Below are 17791 nucleotides of genomic sequence, written 5' to 3'. Positions count from 1 at the left end.
CCCGCCGTCCCAGTGATGCCCGCCGTCCGGGCGGTGCCCGCTGCCCCGGGTGGTGCCCGACTTCTGCCCGCCCCGATCGATCCGATCCTCGCGATCGGTCTTGACCACCTCGGCGGCATCCGCTGCCCCGGACTGTGCCCGCCGCGGCGCGATCCGGCTTCCGTGCCCGCCCGGTCACGGTTCCTTCTTCGCCTCCGGTCGCGAAATGTGCCGTCCGCAGCGCCCGGAGACGGCACTTTTCGCGACCTGAAGCGGCAATATCGGTCGGTCGGTCGGTCGGTCGGTCGGTCGGGTCGGGTCGGGTCGGGTCGGTCGGCCCGGCAGTCGGCCGGGCAAGGTCGAGCGGGTCGCGCGGGGCGGAATCGAGGCCGGGGCCCGGACCGGGATTGGCGCAGGCCCGACCGAGGGTCAGCGGCGCAGGGCACGACGGATCCGCACGATCAGCTCGTCGGGATGGGCGAAGAGCGCCGCGGTCACCTCGATCACCGTCCAGCCGGCCGCCCGTAGGGCGGCGGTCCGCTCGACGTCGCGCGCGTACTGCGAATGGTGCAGCAGGCCGTGATACTCGATCGCCACCTTCTTGCGGACGTAGGCGAGGTCGACGCAGGCGAGGAACCGGCCCGCGTCGTCATAGACATCGTGGTTGAGCCGCGGTTCGGGGAGGCCGGCGAGCACGATCCGACAGCGCAGCGCTGATTCTCGCGGCGACCAGGAGTCCTCGCGGATCAGCTCGACCGCCTCCCTGAGCCGTCCGTTCCCGACGCGGCGGCCGGCGTCGATGGCGGTGCGGAGGTGCGTCGTCGAGGTCAGCGGCTCCCGTCCGGCGTCGAGTCTGCCCGGACCGGCGCGCCAGACGCGGCAGAGATGGTCGCCGATGGCGACCAGGTCGATGAGGGGGAGTGCGCCGAGCGCCGCCCAGGTGCTCGCGGGCGACGACAGCGCGATGTCGCCGAGTTCCCGGAGCGTGGTCGTCGCCGTGCGGGCGCGGTGGGCCGAGACGCCCGGCGTTCGCACGAGAGGCGCCGTGCCGAAGGAGCTGACGTGCACGGGCAGCGCATGCCCATCGGCCGGGGCATCGTCGACGAAGGCGAGGGGGAGCGGCGCGCCCCAGAGCACCGCTGCCGTCTCGTGGCTGTAGAACTGTCCGGGACGCAGACGCGGCGCGTACTCCCGAGCGCGGGCGAGTCGACCCGCAGCCTGCTGGGCGTAAGGGTCGTCGCCGGCCGCGAGCGGCTCCTCGTCCGGATCGCCGTCCCGGATGCGCACGCGCACGCCCGGGAACGGGCGCGCCAGATCGCGACGCCGAAGGCGTCCTCGGCCGACGCCGAGCTCCGTCGCGGCGCGGACGCTGAACGCGTCACCCAGGTGATTCGGCAAGGTCTGTGCTCGTCCCATCGCCGTACTGTGCCAGGACCGACCCCCGCGGCTCGCGGTTATCCACAGGCCTCGACCGGGCTTGCGCCCGATCTCGCGCCCCGCCCCCTTGACCTCCTCCCGCTCCCGTCGCGAAATGTGCCGCCCCGAGGCGCTTTGGGCGGCATATTTCGCGACCGGAGCAGAAGGTGGTGACCGTTTTCGAGACGGGAGCCGGATACGGCAGCGCCAATCTGTGGAGGGTTTCGATGCCCGTCGTCGCTCGCCGGTCGACCCGGTCGTCGGCCGGCCCGGAGGGGGACACGATGATCGCTCCCGTCGCGAAAAGTGCCGCATTTCGGGCGAACGGACGGCACTTTTCGCGACGGGAGGCGGGAGGGTGGCCGGATCGGCGAGCCGGGCGCCCGGGCCAAGCCGAGGCGGACGGCCAAGCCGCGGCGGACGGCCCGGCCCGCGGCGGACGGCCCGGCCCGGCCCGGCCCGCCGACCCGCGGCACCGGCCGCCGGCGCGGCTCACTCCGGACGGAGGCGCAGCTGCGCCATGCCTCCGTCGACCTCGAGGAACGTGCCGGTGGTCGAGCCGGACGCGGGGCTCACCAGGTAGAGCACGGCGCCGGCGACCTCCTCCGGCGAGACCAGGCGCCCGTGCGGCTGGCGGGCCTCCAGCGCCGCGCGCTCGGCGGCGGGATCGGCGGCGGATCCGAGCAGCCGGCCGACCCACGGGGTGTCGGCGGTGCCGGGGTTGACCGCGTTGACGCGGATGCCCTCGCGCAGGTGATCGGCCGCCATCGCCCGCGTGAGCGCCGACACCGCCCCCTTCGAGGCGCTGTACAGCGCGCGCTGCGGGAGTCCCGTCGTCGAGGCGATCGACGCCGTGTTGCAGATCGCCGCGGCGGGGGAGGACCGCAGCCAGGGGAGGGCGGCGGCCGTCACACGGGCGATCCCGGTGACGTTGACCGACAGGACCCGCGCCCACTCGTCGTCGTCGTTCGCCGCGATGTCGCCCTGCGCGCCGATCCCGGCGTTGTTGACGAGGATGTCGATGCGCCCGAACCGCTCGGCGACGGCGGCGACCGCCGCCTCCACGCTCGCGCGATCCGAGACGTCGGCCGTGAACGCGGCGAACCGCTCGTCGGCGTGGGTCGTGTCCCGGTCCAGCACCGCGACCTCGGCGCCCTGCTCGTGCAGCAGCGCGCCGATCGCCGCGCCGATCCCCGATGCGCCGCCGGTGACGATCGCGACGAGCCCTTCCACCTGACCGCTCATCGTGCGTCCTCCCATGCCCGGAACTCCTGTCGCTGCGCGCCCAGCCCCTCGATGTCGACGCGGACGACGTCGCCCGGCCGGAGATACGGGAACCGCCCGCCGAACGCGACGCCCTGCGGGGTCCCGGTGAGCACGAGGTCGCCGGGCTCCAGCGTGACGTACTGCGAGAGATGGTGGACGATCTCGGCGACCGTGAAGATCATGTCGCTCGTGGAGGAGTCCTGTCGCGGCTCGTCGTTCACGAAGCTGCGCAGGCGCAGGTTCTGCACGTCGACCTCGTCGGGCGTCACCAGCCACGGGCCGGTGGGGTTGAACCCGAAGGCGATCTTGCCCTTGGACCATTGGCCGCCCGAGACGTCCATCTGGAAGGTGCGCTCGGACACGTCGTTCGCCACGACGTAGCCGGCGATGTGCGCCGCCGCGTCGGCGGGGGAGTCGAGGTAGGCGGCCCTCGTGCCGATCACGACGCCGAGCTCCACCTCCCAGTCCGTCTTCTCGCTGCCGCGGGGGATCGTGACCGCGTCGTCGGGGCCGACGACCGTGTTCGGCGTCTTCAGGAACAGGATCGGGACGGTCGGCGGCTCGGCGCCGGACTCGCGGGCGTGCGCGGCGTAGTTCTGCCCGATGCAGATGACCGCGCTCGGTCGTGCGATCGGGGCGCCGATGCGCAGGTCCGCGGCGTCGGGGAGCTCGGGAAGAGCGCCGGCGTCCAGGGCCGCACGGGTGCGGCCGGTCGGATCGGCGGAGAGGAACTCTCCGTTCACATCCGATGTCACGGGGCGCAGATCGTAGAACCGCCCTTCTTCGAGGACCACCGGTATCTCGGCTCCGGAAGCGCCCAGGCGCGCGAACTTCATGGTTCTCCTCTCGAGCCGCTCTCCGGCCCTCTCGCCGCGCCGAGAAACGACGCTCGCGTTGACAGTATAGACATCGGATGTTTACACTCCAACTGTCCTTTGTGGCCGAAGCCGTCACGGCGAGGTCCGCCCCGAGTGAGGAGCCCCGTGAGCCGCATCGTCGCGCTGGAGACCAGCGACATCCGCTTTCCGACGTCCCTGAGCCTGGACGGGTCGGACGCGATGAACCCCGACCCCGACTACTCGGCCGCCTACGTCGTGGTGCGCACCGACGCCGGCGACGGCATCGAGGGGCACGCGTTCGTGTTCACGATCGGACGGGGGAACGATGTGCAGGTCGCCGCGATCGACGCCCTCGCCGGACACCTCGTCGGACGCGAGCTGGAGCCGCTCCTGGACGACATGGGCGGCATCTTCCGCGAGCTCGTCGGCGACTCGCAGCTGCGCTGGCTCGGGCCCGAGAAGGGCGTGATGCACATGGCCATCGGCGCCGCGGTCAACGCGCTGTGGGACATCAAGGCCAAGCGCGCGGGCCTTCCGCTGTGGCAGCTGCTCGCGCGGATGACGCCGGAGGAGATCGTCGACCTCGTCGACTTCCGGTACCTGGGCAATGCGCTCACGCGCGAGGACGCTCTGGAGATCCTCCGGGCGGCGGTCCCCGGACGGGCCGAGCGCGAGCGTGCGCTGCGCGAGAGCGGCTATCCCGGGTACACGACCAGCCCCGGGTGGCTCGGCTACTCCGACGAGAAGCTCGAACGCCTGGCTCGCGAGGCCATCGCCGACGGCTTCACCCAGATCAAGCTCAAGGTCGGCGCCGACCTCGACGACGACATCCGCCGATTCCGCAAGGCGCGGGAGGTGTGCGGCCCGGACTTCCCGATCGCCATCGACGCCAACCAGCGCTGGGAGGTGGCGGAGGCCATCGACTGGGTGAACGCGCTCGCCGAGTTCCGTCCGGCGTGGATCGAGGAGCCCACGAGCCCCGACGACGTGCTCGGCCATGCCGAGATCGCCCGCGGCGTCGCCCCCATCCGCGTGGCGACCGGCGAGCATGCGCAGAACAGGGTCATCTTCAAGCAGCTCCTCCAGGCCGAGGCGATCCAGGTGATGCAGATCGACGCGGTGCGGGTGGCGGGCGTGAACGAGAACATCGCCAACCTGCTCCTCGCCGCGAAGTTCGGCGTCCCGGTGTGCCCCCACGCCGGCGGGGTGGGGCTCTGCGAGGCCGTGCAGCACCTGTCGATGTTCGACTTCCTCGCCGTCAGCGGCAGCCGCGAGGGGCGCATGATCGAGTACGTGGACCATCTGCACGAGCACTTCGTCGTGCCCACCGTCCTCCGCGGCGGCTCGTATCTGGCCCCCTCCGCGCCGGGCAACGGCATGGAGATGAAGGCGGAGAGCCGTGCGCGGTACGAATGGAGGGGCGAGCATGTCCCGCACTGACCTCGTCCTGCCCGCCCTCGGCTACGGCGCGGCGAACGTCGGCAACCTGTTCCGCCCGCTCTCTGACGACGAGGCGTGGGCGGTGCTCGACGCGGCGTGGGAGAGCGGCATCCGCTACTACGACACCGCGCCGCACTACGGCCTCGGCCTGTCGGAGCGGCGGCTCGGCGCCTTCCTGCGCACCAAGCCGCGGGGCGAGTTCGTGCTCTCCACGAAGGCCGGACGGCTCCTGCGCCCGAACCCCGATCGCTCGGGGGCGCTGGACACCGCCAACGACTTCCATGTGCCGGACGACCTCGTCCGGGTCTGGGACTTCTCGGCGGAAGGGATCGGGGCGAGTCTCGACGAGTCCCGCGAGCGCCTCGGGATCGACCGCATCGACCTGTTCTACCTCCACGACCCGGAGCGGCACGACCTCGACCTGGCGCTGCGGGAGGCCTTTCCGGCGCTCGAGGCGCTGCGTGCGGACGGGCGGGTCTCGGCGATCGGGATCGGCTCGATGGTGTCCGAGGCGCTCGCCGCGTCCGTCCGCTCCGCCGACCTCGACCTGGTCATGGTCGCCGGCCGCTACACGCTGCTCGAGCAGCCCGCGCAGGCCGATGTGCTGCCGGTCTGCGCGGAGCGGGGCACCGGGATCGTCGCGGCGTCGGTGTTCAACTCCGGGCTGCTCGCGAAGAGCGAGCCGAGCCGCGACGGCCGGTACGAGTACGGCGCGCTGCCCGAGGAGCTCTGGCGACGCCTGGTCCGGATCGCAGACGTCTGCCGTGCGCATGGCGTCCCGCTCCCGGCCGCCGCCATCCGGTTCCCCCTGCGGTCATCCCTCGTGCGCTCGGTCGTGGTCGGGGGCAGCCGGCCCGAGCAGCTGCGGCAGAACGCGGAGTATGCGGCGATGCCGATCCCCGACGCGCTGTGGCAGGAGCTCGCCGCCGAGGGCCTGACCCCCGCGCCCTGACGGGGCTGCGCCGGTCCGGCCCTGTACTTCCGCTCCCGTCGCGAAATGTGCCGCAACTCGCGGCGTTGAGCGGCAGAATTCGAGACGGGAACCGAAGGAACGCGACGGGAACACGAGAAAGAGGCGAAGGACATGCTCGAAGGAATCAACCCCCTGCTCACCGGCGAGCTGCTCCTGCATCTGGACCGCATGGGGCACTCGGACGCGGTGGTCGTCGCGGACGCCCACTTCCCGGCCTGGGGGCTGGGGGAGCGGGTGATCGACCTCCCCGGCACGACGACGCCCGAGGTGGTCGCCGCGATCCGCTCGGTCCTCCCGCTCGACGACGCCCCGGGCATGGACCTGATGGCCTCGGCGGACGGCGAGGTGCTGGAGGTGCAGCGTCAGCTCATGTCCGCCGCGGGGACGGATGGGGCATCGACCGGGTTCGTCGAGCGGTTCGCGTACTACGACCTCGCCCGTGGGGCCTATCTCCTGGTGCGGACGGGCGAGACCCGGAAGTACAGCAACGCCCTGCTGCGCAAGGGCGTCGTCGGCCACCCCGCGGCCTGACGGGGGCTACGGCCAGGTCCCGTCCGGTGCCCGGTGCCCGGTGCCCGGTACCCGGTGCCCGGTGCCCGGTGATCGGTGTCCGGGTATCCGGATGTCGGTGCGCGGATGCACGACCGCGGCACGGATGTACGACCGATCCGGACGATCCGTCGTGCATCCGTGCCCGGGTCGTGCAGGTGAGCATCGGCGGGGCGGCGCGCGGCGGGACGGCGCGGGCGGATGGGAGCGGCGGGAGAGTGCGTACCCGCGGCGGCCTCCTGTGTATGCAAAACAACCGCAGATATGCGACTCCGGGCCGCCTTTCTCGGATTGTGTATACACTAGGCGCATGACCATCGCCACCGAGGGCATGCGTGCCGGGGAGCTCGCCTATCGGGCGCTGCTCGACGGCATCCAGTCCGGCGATCTGCCCGCGGGCGCCGTGCTCGGCGAGGTGGAGCAGGCCGCGCGGCTCGGGATCAGCCGGACGCCTCTGCGCGAGGCGCTGCGCAGGCTCGCCGCCGACGGCCTGGTCGTCCAGCAGTCGGCGCGGGTCACCGTGGTCGCGCCGATCGACGCCTCCGACATCCGCGCGCTCTTCGAGGTGCGCCGGGCGCTGGAGGAGACGGCGGCCCGCATCGCCGCGCGCCGGGGAGACGCCGAGGCGTTCGCCGCGCTGGCGGCGGAGTTCGCCCAGGCCGATGACCTCGGGAGCGCCGACGGACGCCGGGCGTACGAGACGCTGATCGCCCGATTCGACGCCACCCTGGACGATGCGGCCGACAACGACTACCTCACCGCGGCGCTCCGCACCGTGCGCACCCACCTCGTGCGCGTGCGCAGGATGGCCCGCGATCATCCGGCGCGCCTGGCCGCATCGGTCGGGGAGCACCGGCTCATCGCCGAGGCCCTCGCGGTGCGCGATGCGGACCTCGCCGCGCACGCCACCCACGTGCACCTGCACAACGCGCTCACCAGCATCCTCTCCTCGCTCGGCGCCGACGGCATCCCCGCTGACCCCGCGGCCACCGAGCCCGGCGCCGCATCCACCGCATCCAGGCGTCGGCGGGCAGCCGCCGACGCCGTCACGTCCGCATCCGACCGGAAGGGCCGATCATGACCGTCAACCACCACCTGCGGGTGCATCGCAGCGACGAGAACCTCGCGCGCGAGGGGCAGCTCGCCTGGCGCATCGCCGAGATCGCGGCCGACCCGGTCGAGGTCGAGGCCGACGTCGTCGACATGATCATCAACCGGATCATCGACAACGCCTCGGTCGCCGCCGCATCGCTCACCCGCGCGCCCGTGAGCGCCGCCCGTCAGCAGGCCCTCGACCACCCGGTCTCGATCGGCGGGAAGGGCGCGACCGTCTTCGGCTGCACGCTGGAGCGTCGCACCAGCCCCGAGTGGGCGGCGTGGGCGAACGGCGTCGCCGTCCGCGAGCTGGACTACCACGACACCTTCCTCGCGGCCGATTACTCGCACCCCGGCGACAACATCCCGCCGATCCTCGCGGTCGCCCAGCACACCGGCTCCGACGGACGCGCGCTCGTCCGCGGCATCGCGACCGGCTACGAGATCCAGATCGACCTCGTCAAGGCGATCTGCCTGCACGCGCACAAGATCGACCACGTCGCGCACCTCGGCCCGTCGGCAGCCGCAGGCATCGGCACGCTGCTCGGCCTCGACGTCGAGACGATCTATCAGGCGGTCGGCCAGGCGCTGCACACCACGACCGCCACACGCCAGAGCCGCAAGGGCGAGATCTCCACCTGGAAGGCGCACGCCCCCGCCTTCGCCGGGAAGATGGCCGTCGAGGCCGTGGACCGGGCGATGCGCGGCGAGACCTCGCCGAGCCCGATCTACGAGGGCGAGGACGGCGTGATCGCCTGGATGCTCGACGGCCCCGACGCCTCCTACGAGGTGCCGCTGCCCGTGCAGGGCGAGGCCAAGCGGGCGATCCTCGACTCCTACACGAAGGAGCACTCTGCCGAGTACCAGGCGCAGGCGTGGATCGACCTCGCGCGCAAGCTGCACAACGAGCGCCCCGAGCTCGCCGATCCGGCGAAGGTCGAGTCGATCGTGCTGCACACCAGCCACCACACGCACTACGTGATCGGCTCCGGCGCGAACGATCCGCAGAAGTACGACCCCACCGCGTCGCGGGAGACGCTCGATCACTCGATCCCGTACATCTTCGCCGTCGCCCTGCAGGACGGCGCGTGGCACCACGTCGACTCCTACCTGCCCGAGCGCGCGGCCCGGGAGGACACCGTCGCCCTGTGGCAGAGGATCACGACGGCCGAGGACGCCGAGTGGACACGTCGCTATCACTCGATCGACCCGGCCGAGAAGGCCTTCGGCGGGCGGGTGGAGATCCGCTTGACCGACGGGTCCGTGATCGAGGACGAGATCGCCGTCGCCGACGCCCACCCGCTCGGCGCGCGGCCGTTCGCGCGGGCCGACTACATCCGCAAGTTCCGGATCCTCGCCGAGCCCGTGCTGGACGCGGACGAGATCGAGCGGTTCCTGGAGCTCGTCCAGCGCCTGCCCGAGCTCTCCGCCGAGGAGGTCGCCGAGCTCAGCATCGTCGCGAAGCCCGGCGTCCTCGCCGGCGCGCCCGCCCCCAAGGGCCTGTTCTAGCCGGCCCAGGCCGGGACGGACAGTCCGGCCCCGCCCTCCGTGTCCCACTTCTCGGGGCCCGTGTCCCGAATCTGGTCCCAGATTCCCGGATCGGCAACCAGAAGCGGGACACGGGGTCGGGGCCAGCGCAGGACCAAGACCCCCAAACCCGGAGAAGGAGAAGGAAACCGATGCTGTACTCCACCACCCCGGCGGCCGAGAAGCGGCGGCTGTTCCGGGAGCGTCTCGCCTCGGACGAGCTGCTCCGCTTCCCCGGCGCGTTCAACCCGCTCTCGGCGCGGCTCATCGAGCAGAAGGGGTTCGAGGGCGTCTACATCTCGGGCGCCGTCCTCTCCGCCGACCTGGGCCTGCCCGACATCGGCCTCACCACCCTCACCGAGGTCGCCGGTCGTGCGCAGCAGATCGCCCGGATGACCGAGCTGCCCGCGATCGTCGATGCCGACACCGGCTTCGGCGAGCCGATGAACGTGGCCCGCACCATCCAGACCCTGGAGGACGCGGGGCTCGTCGGCACCCACATCGAGGACCAGGTCAACCCCAAGCGCTGCGGGCACCTCGACGGCAAGACGGTCGTCGACGAGGACACCGCGATCAAGCGGATCCGTGCCGCGGCCGACGCCCGCCGCGACCCGAACTTCCTCATCATGGCGCGCACCGACATCCGCGGCGTCGATGGCATGGACGCCGCGGTCGACAGGGCGAAGGCCCTGGTCGACGCCGGTGCGGACGCGATCTTCCCCGAGGCCATGCGCACGCTCGCCGAGTTCGAGCGGATGGCCGAGGAGCTGGACGTGCCGATCCTCGCGAACATGACCGAGTTCGGCAAGAGCGAGCTGTTCTCCGTCGATCAGCTGCGGGACGCGGGGGTGAGCATCGTGATCTGGCCGGTGTCGCTGCTGCGGATCGCGATGGGCGCCGCGGGCCGGGCACTCGATACGCTGAACGAGGACGGGCACCTCACCAGCAGGCTCGGCGAGATGCAGCATCGCGCCGATCTCTACGACCTCATCGACTACGAGGGCTACAACCACTTCGATGCGGGCGTCTTCAACTTCACCATCACGAAGGAGTGACATGAGCGAGCCGGACATCAAGAAGGGCCTTGCAGGGGTGGTCGTCGACACGACCGCCGTCTCGAAGGTCAACCCCGAGACCAACAGCCTCCTCTACCGGGGCTATCCCGTGCAGGAGCTGGCGGCGACCCAGCCGTTCGAGGCGGTCGCGTACCTGCTCTGGCACGGCGAGCTCCCGGACGCCGAGCAGCTGGCGGCGTTCGAGGCGCAGGAGCGGTCGCTGCGCCCGCTGGACCCGCGCACGGTCGCGCTGCTGGACACGATCCCGGTCGATGCCCATCCGATGGACATCGTGCGGACGGTGGTCAGCCAGCTCGGCGCCTTCGACGAGACGCTCCACCGGCCCGGCGGCTGGACCGACCGCGAGCTCGACCTCGGGCGCTCGGCGTACCTCTTCGCGCAGATCCCCACCGTCGTCGCGGCCGTCCAGCGCCGTCGCCGGGGGCAGGAGCCGATCGCGCCGCGCGACGACCTGGACTACTCGACGAACTTCCTGTGGATGACGTTCGGCGAGCTGCCGTCCGCCGCCGCGGTGGACGTCTTCCGCATCTCGATGGTGCTGTACGCCGAGCACTCCTTCAACGCCTCGACCTTCACCGCCCGGGTGATCGCATCGACGACCGCCGACCTCTACTCCGCGGTCGTCGGCGCGATCGGCGCGCTCAAGGGCCCCCTCCACGGTGGTGCGAACGAGGCGGTCATGCACATCTTCGACGACATCGGGGAGGCGTCGAACGTCGTGCCGTGGCTCGACACCGCGCTCGCCGAGCGCCGCAAGATCATGGGCTTCGGTCACCGCGTGTACAAGAACGGCGACTCGCGCGTGCCGACGATGAAGGCCGCGCTCGACGTCCTCATCGCCGACACCGGTCGCACCGATCTCGCGGACCTCTACACGGCGCTCGAGACCGAGTTCGTGGCGCGCAAGGGCATTCACCCGAACCTCGACTACCCGTCGGGGCCCGCCTACCACCTCCTCGGCTTCGACACCGAGATCTTCACCCCGCTGTTCGTGGCCTCGCGGATCACGGGGTGGACGGCGCACGTGATGGAGCAGGCGGCGTCGAACGCCCTCATCCGCCCGCTCTCGGCCTACGACGGCGTCGACGAGCGCCACGTCGGGGACTGAGCCGACCACCGCGGTCACGGGGCCGGAGTGACGGGCCGGCCCGTCACTCCGGCTCGTCGTAGCCCCAGCGGAGGCCGAGGCTCCCCGGGCCGAAACCCCGGCGCACGGCGTGGATCGTGGTGCCGTTCAGCGTCCGCGGGATGACCCGCTCCCCGTCCTCGTCGTCCTCCACCTCCTCCACCCAGTCCGGGAGCGCGTCCGGGGTGAATCGCGCCTCGACGATCAGCTCCCTGCTCTTGCGCAGCACGCCGTGGTTGAGGGAGCGCTCCAGCGGATGCGCCTCCGGGATCCGGTATCCGAACTCGAAGAAGGCGGTCTCCGGTGCGGTGATGGGGACGTCCAGTTCCAGGCGCACGCCGATGATCGTCCGGCTGGGGTGGACGTGCTGCCGTCCGAGCCGGACGCCGCTGACGACGAACGGCTGAGGGGCGCTGCCGATCGCCTCGGGCGAGGAGACGGTGTATGCGACGGGGATCGCCTGGATCGTTCCCGCTGCCGCTTGGAGGAGGACCCGTGTGGTGTAGACCCGGACCCCTCCGTCCGCGCCGACCTCGGCCGTGGTCGTGGAGGAGATCTCGCGAAGCGACGTCTGCGGCGCCGCGTCCAGAGCGGCGAGCGTCTCGCCGACCGCGGCGGTGAGCTCCTCGTCGGAGAACCCCGGACCGGGCGGGCGGAGGTGGCCGGGGCGACGGGTGGGCCCCATCAGATCGGAGAGCTCGCCCGGTTCCAGACGGAGGATGCGTTCGAGCTCGTCGATCGCGACCCGCGACTGGGCGCCCTCCGGACGCCGCGCCCCTGCTCGCCAGTAGCTGAGCGTGGCTATCGATACCGGGCTCCCCGCGTCGCCCAGGCGCCGTCGGATCTCGGTGAGGGATATCTTTCGGTCCTCGATCGCGCGATGCAGCGCCGAGGCGAAGGTGGGGGAGAGCGCCGTCGAGGTGTCATCGGCCGAAGATGAGGACATGCGGTTCCTGCCTGCCTGATGTCGCGCCCGGTGTGGCCCCCCTCGGCGAGCACGCCTCGCCTTTCACAGTGCGACTGGTATGTGAAGCCCGTCGAGCTAACGTTATCGATAGGGCGCGAAATCCGACCTCTTAGGGGATAGTGGTCGGGTTCCGGGTCGTTGATCGTGGCCCGCTGGCGCGCCTGCATTCAGGCAGCCCACCGGTTGCCGGATCCCTTGGTGGTGACGTGGCCGGCCGATCCGGACATGGCCCCTATGTCCCCGTCCCGGTTTCGCGCCGTCGCCCGTCTCCGGCTGTCAGGCCGTCGCAGGCTGCCTGGCTCCGTCCGGCTGCCCGGCTTCGTCCGGACGCGGACGATCGACGTGCGCCGCCGACAAGGAGGCGCGCCCGCCGTGTGGAACGAGATCGGCGAGCTGAACGGGCTCGCCGCGCACAAGAGGCTCGCAGAGGACAAGAGGAAGGAGGGGAAGTGATCCCATCGCAGGGCATCGCTCGTGATGCGTCCCTCTCCGGTGCCGCCGCGGCGACCTGGTTGACCACTCACGGCTGGCGGGCGGAGCGCCCGCAGGGAGGGCGGCTCAAGGTCGTCCCCCGATCGAACGCGGGGGATCCCCTCGCCGTCTCGCGGATCTGGCACTCCCCGGCGCGGATCGTCGCGGTGCCACGGCGGGGCGAGGAGCGGGGGATCATCCGGCTCGTCCTGGTCGCGGAGGGGAGGGCGGAGCTGTCGGTCCCTGGCTGGGCGGTCCCGCTGAGGCCGGGGGAGATCGTGCTGGTCGATCCCGCTGTCGAGACGACGATCGCTGCCACGGTCGGGTTCGGCTTCCTGCAGTTCGCCGTCGCCGGTGACCGGCTCGCGCTGGACCGTCCGCTCCCGCCGCTCCCGGCCCGCGCATCGGATCCCGCATCCGTGCAGGTGCTCGTGGCGGCGGTCAACACGCTGTTCGCGGTCGGTCTCAGAGCCGGGGCGGAGGGGGCTGCCCTCTTCGTCCAGGCTCTGGAGAAGCTCGTCGGCGCGGTCCTCGCCCGCAGCGCGGTCGTCGACTCGCCGTTCCATGCGCCGGCGCTGGACGGGGACGCCCGCCGGGCGTTCGCCGCGATCGCTGCGCAGCACACACGGCCGGACTTCGACACCGCCGCCCTCGCGGCGCTCCTGAGGACCAGCCCGCGCAACCTGACCAGGATCCTCGCCCGCGCCGGGACGACGCCGGCCACGGCGATCCGGCGGGCACGGCTGCGCACGGCCGCGGTCATCGACGCGGGCGACGGCCGTCCCGAACGCGTCGTCGCCGCGCTCTCCGGCTTCCGCGATGCGCGCGCCCTGCGGCGGGCCCGGGGCGCTCTGCTGGTGTGACTTTCCATCGCCATGGCGAGATGCCGGGTCGACCACCCGGCCACCGGACGAGAAAAGTGGGTGCGCACCAGAATGGCGCGCACCCACTTGATCAGATCGGCGGACGAGCCGCCCTGCCGACCATCAGATCGTCCGGGTCACAGATCAATCCGGATGAGCTGCGGGGGCGAGCTGAAGGCCTGGGAGTAGGGCACCCAGGCGCGGGTGCCGTCGGGCGAGATCCCGAGACCGGCCGGGACAGCACCTGTGGCCACCGACCCTCCGAAGCTCGGCATCGTATAGGTGCCGACCAGCGTGTCCGTGGCGATGTCCACGGCAGCGAACGGGATTCCCATGCCCGCAGGCCTTGCAAGCGACGAATGGACGTAGATCGTCCGCCCGTCCGGGGAGACCTCGACATGGGCCAAGTCGCTGTCAGTGAAGGTCCCGACATAGGTCGACATGCTGGTGAGCGTGCGCTCCACACTGCCGGTCGCGGCGTTCACGACCTCGATGGTCACGAGGTTGTCGTCACCGACCAGACGGGGGAAGTAGAGCGTTGAGCCGTCGGGTGATGCCGTTGCGGCGTGCGGTGCCGCCGGGACGCCGATGGTCTGGGTCACGGCGCCTGTCGAGGTGTTGATCACGCGAGCCCCGGTGGACCCGAAGGAGGTGAGCCTGGTGCCGTCGGAGGTGAGCGCGAGTCCCGATCGTGCGTAGCCCCTGCCCGTCTCGATCCGCTGGAGAACATTGCCGGTGTTGGCGTCGAGGACGAGTACGCCGCCGCCGAACCCGCCAGTGAGGCTGGGATCGCCGGCGTAGCTCATGTACACCTTCGTGCCGTCGGGGGAGGCGACGACGTCATAGGGCGTCGCCGAGAGGTTCACCACGGCCCCGGGCCCGCGGAGACTGTCGTACAGATCCCAGGACGTGACGAGTGCGCCGGTGCTGGCATTGATGATGTTCATCTGGAGATTGAAGTCGTCGGTGACGTACACGTTGCCGTTCACAGACTCATCGGCGTCGTAGTTGCCGATGCTCCTGACCGTCGTCCCCGTGCCGCCGCCACAGGTCGGCCGCACGGTCGCGTCGGCCGTGACGGTCGGCGCACCCGTGAGGACCGCGTGGAGGGTCGCGTTGCCCGTGCCGGAGACATGCTTGATCACCACGGTCGCGGTCCCCGATGCAAGGGCCACCGTCGCGGTGGTCGACCCGTCGGCGAACGTGTACCCGGTGCCGGCGAGGCTCACCACCGCGGTGTCACCCGCGCCGGGGTTCGTCAGCGTGAGGATCAGCGAGGTCTGCGCCCCCACCTCGGCACACCCCGACACCGGGCCGAACGTCAGCTCCTTGTCCCCCGATGCGGCGTACGCCGGCACCGCCACGGCCGCCGCGATGATCGGGACGGACCAGGCCGCACCCTTGATGATCGTGCGGCGTTCGACCTCACGGCGCGGCTCGGCACCGATCTCGTAGTCGTCATTCGTCATTCGTTCGTTCCCCCAGAGAAAGTGGAAAGGGCGGCGCGAGCGATGTCCGCGCCGCGTGAGGCGTCCTCACAGCAGCCAACGATCACACCCCGTAGTCGTCGGGGTCACGGCGAGCGGTCCGGATGTCCCGAATCGGCCGGACGGCGGTCCCAAATGTGCTCAGAACGCGTCTCCCACCACTGAATCCGCCACCAGACCCGTCGCCGAATCACCCGCCGAATCCCCCGCTGAATCCCCCATCGGTTCTGCCGCGAGCTGTGCCGCCCGGCGCAGGGCTCGGGCGTCCCGGAACCCCGCCAGGTGCGCGATCGGCTCGCGCGGCCCGTCCTCGTCCTGGAGGAGCCCGGCGGCCGAGGCGAGGCGGGCGTTCCGGATCGCGGCGGCGGGGCCGGTCCCCGTCCGCCCGAGCATCCGGGCGAGGTGGCGGCGGCTCATGCCCATCAGCGTCGCGAGCGCAGACACGTCGAAGTCGGGATCGGTGTGGTGCTCGGCGATGAGGGCGAAGGCCCGCCGGGGCCCCTCTTCGAGGGCGGCGGGGCCTGATGCGGCGTCGAGCGTGCTACTGCGCAGCAGCATCGCGGTGATCAGCTGTTCGAGGGCATGGGCGAACAGCCGCGTCCCCGGCTCTCCGGGAGCGGCGTCCGCGGTGATCATCGCGTTCAGGGTCGAGGCGATCACCTGCGCCGATCCCGGCTCGCTGGCGCGTGCCGGCAGCGAGGGGAGCGGATGGAACGCGGAGATGCGGGCACGGGAGGTCACGACCTGGAAGAAGCCGAGCCCCGCGTGCGGCGAGAGCCGGGCGCCGTCCGCGCCGAGGACCAGCATGTCCCAGGGGGCGACCGGGCCCGCCCATCCGGGCGCGGCGACATCGGCGTCCCCGTCCACGACCAGGATCGCGCGGAGCTCGTCCGGATCCGGGCCCTGCCACTCCGTCGCGGTCAGCACGGCCGGGGTCAGCCAGATCCGCCAGATGGCGAGCGAGTCGTCGACGAAGGAGTCCGCGAAGACCCGGAGCAGGCCCCGCTCCTCGCGGACGTCCCACCCCTGTCGCTGCAGCCAGACCCGGGCGGCATCCCCCGTCAGCGACAGCTCATGGGCCGTGCCATGAGGGCGGCGCGCCGACGGTGAGGGCGATCTCAATGGCGTGCTCAAGGGCGCGCTCAATGCGACGAGGGGTCGTGGTCCTCTGTGCGGCGTCGCGCGCCGTCGGCGGGCGGTCGTACCGCCGCCGTTTCCCCATCGTTGTCGATCGTCACCCGTTCCCCCAAAGAACCGTGGCGGTGCCGCCCGGCCTTCCCAGGGCCGAGCGGATGGGGCCACCCCAACCCGCACCGTTCAGACTCGTCAGCGGAACGGGGCGTGTCGACGCGTCAGGCGGAAATGTCCCACGGTGGCAGGAGAGTCGTCCCAAATGTGCTCGAACGCCGATCGGCCCCACTGCCGTGCGGTAGGCAGTGGGGTCGATCGGGTGGTGCTGGTGTCAGGCGGAGGCGGTGCGGGCGAGCGCCGCGTCCTGCTCCGGAGTGCCGCCGGAGACGCCGAGGGCACCGATCAGGGCACCGTCCGCGTCGAAGAGCGGCACGCCGCCACCCATGAGCAGCAGGCCGCCCGCGTGGATGTGATCGAAGTGCGGGAGCGGCTGCCCGATCGTGACCGGCGCGCTCAGGGCGTCCGACGGCGCCTGGAACATGACCGAGGTGCGGGCCTTCGCGAGCGCGAGCTCGTTCGATGCCAGCCAGGCCCCGTCCATGCGCGAGAAGGCGACGAGGTTCGCGCCCTTGTCGAGGACGGCGAAGACGGCGTTCATGCCGTCCTTCGTGGCGGCCGCCCTCCCCTGCTCGATGATCCGGTGGGCGTGCTCGAGGGTCAGCTCAGGCATTCTGCGTCCACTCCGTCTCCTGCCACTGCTTCGCGGCGTCGATCGTCGCGAGCGGGCGCATCGTGCGGTACAGGTGCTCGTCGGCCGGGATGACCTCGACCATCGCGTCGATCATCTCCTGCGGGTCGGCCTGCGCGCCCAGCCCGCCGGACATGTCGGGCATCGGGACGACGGCATTGGCTGCGTCGTACCACTGGCCGACGCTCTCGGCGCCGGTGTCGTTGAAGCCCGTGCCGAAGACGCCGGGGTTCACGGTGGCGACCTTGACGCCGTAGGGCTCGAGCTCGGCCTTCATGGATCCGGCGATCGCCTCGATCGCATGCTTGGTCGCGCAGTAGGCGCCGACGAAGGGGACCACCAGGATCCCGCCCATCGACGAGGTCCAGACGACCTTCCCGGACTTCCGCGCCACCATCTTCGGCACGATGCCCTGCACGAGGCGCAGGTGGCCGAACACGTTGACCTCGAACGACTCCCGCACGCGCTCCATCGGGATGTCGACGATCGAGCCGCCCTCCATGACGCCGGCGTTGAGGACCAGGACGTCCGGGTCGAAGGTGATCGCGTGCTCGATGTCGATGTCGTCGAGCAGGTTGAGCTTGATGACCTGGAGGGTGACGCCCGCCTCCTCCGCGTCCGCGCGCAGGCTGCGGACCTGCGGCCACGTCTCCGCCGTCGCCACGACCTCGTGCCCCTGGCGCGCGAGCTCGATCGCGGTGCCGCGGCCGAATCCGGAGCTGGCTCCGGTGATCAGGATCTTCTTGGACATGCTTCCCCCTGTGGAATCGTTGTGCCGAACCTCGGCATGTACGAGCCTGCCTTCGCGATCCGGTAATGTCAATAACTAGTTAGTTAT

Annotated in this window: 17 protein-coding genes; 9 read left to right on the top strand and 8 right to left on the bottom strand. The window is 71.4% G+C overall.

Going from position 1 to position 17791, the window contains the following annotated elements; translation table 11 throughout:
* Positions 1 to 408: 408 nt before the first annotated feature.
* The 3 genes from J2Y69_RS07185 to J2Y69_RS07175 form a co-directional block, all read right to left on the bottom strand.
* Positions 409 to 1395: a DUF559 domain-containing protein gene (locus J2Y69_RS07185; RefSeq protein WP_310019028.1), complete on the bottom strand. Its 987-nt coding sequence runs from the start codon at positions 1393 to 1395 to the stop codon at positions 409 to 411.
* A 492-nt stretch (positions 1396 to 1887) separates the two neighbouring features.
* Positions 1888 to 2640, bottom strand: a complete 753-nt coding sequence (locus tag J2Y69_RS07180; RefSeq protein WP_310019026.1) for an SDR family NAD(P)-dependent oxidoreductase — start codon at positions 2638 to 2640, stop codon at positions 1888 to 1890.
* Positions 2637 to 3497 carry a fumarylacetoacetate hydrolase family protein gene (locus J2Y69_RS07175; protein ID WP_310019024.1) on the bottom strand — a complete coding sequence of 287 codons (861 nt, stop codon included), beginning with the start codon at positions 3495 to 3497 and terminating at the stop codon, positions 2637 to 2639. The genes J2Y69_RS07180 and J2Y69_RS07175 overlap by 4 nt, the downstream gene beginning before the upstream one ends.
* A gap of 147 nt (positions 3498 to 3644) precedes the next feature.
* Between J2Y69_RS07175 and J2Y69_RS07170 the strand changes: the two genes are divergently transcribed.
* From J2Y69_RS07170 to J2Y69_RS07140, 7 genes are all read left to right on the top strand, one after another.
* Entirely contained in the window at positions 3645 to 4940 is a 1296-nt protein-coding gene (locus J2Y69_RS07170) for an L-fuconate dehydratase (RefSeq protein WP_310019022.1), read from the top strand.
* A complete protein-coding gene (locus tag J2Y69_RS07165) occupies positions 4927 to 5892 on the top strand; it encodes an aldo/keto reductase (RefSeq protein WP_310019020.1) in 966 nt (321 codons plus the stop codon). Before J2Y69_RS07170 ends, J2Y69_RS07165 begins: the two co-directional genes overlap by 14 nt.
* A gap of 132 nt (positions 5893 to 6024) precedes the next feature.
* On the top strand, positions 6025 to 6444 hold the full coding sequence (locus J2Y69_RS07160; RefSeq protein WP_310019017.1) for an RbsD/FucU family protein: 420 nt from the start codon (positions 6025 to 6027) through the stop codon (positions 6442 to 6444).
* 349 nt (positions 6445 to 6793) lie between these two features.
* Positions 6794 to 7543: a GntR family transcriptional regulator gene (locus J2Y69_RS07155; protein WP_310019328.1), complete on the top strand. Its 750-nt coding sequence runs from the start codon at positions 6794 to 6796 to the stop codon at positions 7541 to 7543.
* Complete coding sequence (locus J2Y69_RS07150; protein ID WP_310019015.1) at positions 7540 to 9066, top strand: MmgE/PrpD family protein; 1527 nt, start codon at positions 7540 to 7542, stop codon at positions 9064 to 9066. Before J2Y69_RS07155 ends, J2Y69_RS07150 begins: the two co-directional genes overlap by 4 nt.
* 170 nt (positions 9067 to 9236) lie before the next feature.
* Positions 9237 to 10139, top strand: a complete 903-nt coding sequence (prpB, locus tag J2Y69_RS07145; protein WP_310019014.1) for a methylisocitrate lyase — start codon at positions 9237 to 9239, stop codon at positions 10137 to 10139.
* A gap of 1 nt (position 10140) precedes the next feature.
* Complete coding sequence (locus J2Y69_RS07140) at positions 10141 to 11268, top strand: bifunctional 2-methylcitrate synthase/citrate synthase (protein WP_310019010.1); 1128 nt, start codon at positions 10141 to 10143, stop codon at positions 11266 to 11268.
* A gap of 43 nt (positions 11269 to 11311) precedes the next feature.
* On the opposite strand, the gene J2Y69_RS07135 is transcribed toward J2Y69_RS07140, so the two are convergent.
* Entirely contained in the window at positions 11312 to 12232 is a 921-nt protein-coding gene (locus tag J2Y69_RS07135) for a helix-turn-helix domain-containing protein (protein ID WP_310019008.1), read from the bottom strand.
* Positions 12233 to 12478: 246 nt separating this feature from the next.
* On the opposite strand from J2Y69_RS07135, the gene J2Y69_RS07130 reads away from it, so the two are divergent.
* Both J2Y69_RS07130 and J2Y69_RS07125 read left to right on the top strand, forming a co-directional pair.
* Entirely contained in the window at positions 12479 to 12706 is a 228-nt protein-coding gene (locus tag J2Y69_RS07130; protein ID WP_310019007.1) for a hypothetical protein, read from the top strand.
* Entirely contained in the window at positions 12703 to 13587 is an 885-nt protein-coding gene (locus tag J2Y69_RS07125; RefSeq protein WP_310019005.1) for an AraC-like ligand-binding domain-containing protein, read from the top strand. Before J2Y69_RS07130 ends, J2Y69_RS07125 begins: the two co-directional genes overlap by 4 nt.
* 137 nt (positions 13588 to 13724) lie before the next feature.
* On the opposite strand, the gene J2Y69_RS07120 is transcribed toward J2Y69_RS07125, so the two are convergent.
* From J2Y69_RS07120 to J2Y69_RS07105, 4 genes are all read right to left on the bottom strand, one after another.
* Positions 13725 to 15056, bottom strand: a complete 1332-nt coding sequence (locus J2Y69_RS07120; RefSeq protein ID WP_310019003.1) for a YncE family protein — start codon at positions 15054 to 15056, stop codon at positions 13725 to 13727.
* 159 nt (positions 15057 to 15215) lie between these two features.
* Entirely contained in the window at positions 15216 to 16208 is a 993-nt protein-coding gene (locus tag J2Y69_RS07115; protein ID WP_310019000.1) for an AraC family transcriptional regulator, read from the bottom strand.
* A 328-nt stretch (positions 16209 to 16536) separates the two neighbouring features.
* Entirely contained in the window at positions 16537 to 16935 is a 399-nt protein-coding gene (locus J2Y69_RS07110) for a GlcG/HbpS family heme-binding protein (protein WP_310018998.1), read from the bottom strand.
* A complete protein-coding gene (locus tag J2Y69_RS07105; RefSeq protein WP_310018995.1) occupies positions 16928 to 17704 on the bottom strand; it encodes an SDR family oxidoreductase in 777 nt (258 codons plus the stop codon). Before J2Y69_RS07105 ends, J2Y69_RS07110 begins: the two co-directional genes overlap by 8 nt.
* Positions 17705 to 17791: the final 87 nt, after the last annotated feature.

The sequence above is a fragment of the Microbacterium resistens genome (genome assembly GCF_031456305.1).
Lineage (GTDB): Bacteria > Actinomycetota > Actinomycetes > Actinomycetales > Microbacteriaceae > Microbacterium > Microbacterium resistens_A.
Note: the sequence above shows the minus strand (reverse complement) of the source record. Positions and strands in the feature narration are given on the sequence as shown.